This window comes from Kocuria subflava (genome assembly GCF_012163155.1).
Taxonomy (GTDB): Bacteria; Actinomycetota; Actinomycetes; order Actinomycetales; family Micrococcaceae; genus Kocuria; species Kocuria subflava.
The window spans coordinates 1-564 of sequence record NZ_JAAVUN010000201.1 but is presented as its reverse complement, the minus strand read 5'-3'; the positions used below and the strand labels follow the sequence as shown (position 1 = coordinate 564).

The following is a 564-nucleotide window of genomic DNA, read 5'->3' as shown; positions in this document are numbered from 1 at the left end:
GCGCCGTCCGGGTGGTGTTCCCGGAGGCCGCCGCGTGCGCGTTCGACGGCAAGTTCGCCGACTTCGCACGGACCTCTGCGGACCGCTTCCACAAGAGCGTGCAAGATGCCTCCGACCAACACGGGGTGGCCGTGATCCTGGGGTCGTTCACGCCCAGCGCCTCGGACGAGCGCACCGCCAACACCTTGTTCGTCTTCAGGCCGGGTCAGGACCCGGTCACCTACGACAAGATCCACCTGTTCGACGCCTTCGGCTTCAAGGAGTCCAAGGGCATCGTCCCGGGCAGCACACCCGTGTCCGTGGACGTCGGAGGCACTCAGGTGGGTTTGGCGATCTGCTACGACCTCCGCTTCCCGGAGTTGTTCACGCGGCTGGCCCGCGACGGCGCGCAGGTCGTCGTCGTGATCGCATCCTGGGGGGACGGGCCCGGCAAGGCCCGGCAGTGGGATCTGCTGACTCGTGCCAGGGCGCTGGACTCGACCTCCTACGTGGTCGCCTGTGGGCAAGCGGTGCGCGACCTCGCGCACGGAGGGGGGGGCACCCAGGCTCCCCCGGGCGGGGGGG

General features: G+C 69.9%; 1 protein-coding gene. It reads left to right on the top strand.

The window, feature by feature from the left end:
• A partial coding sequence (locus GTW58_RS13765) for a nitrilase-related carbon-nitrogen hydrolase (protein ID WP_168023629.1) occupies window positions 1-564 on the top strand: 564 nt, incomplete at both ends.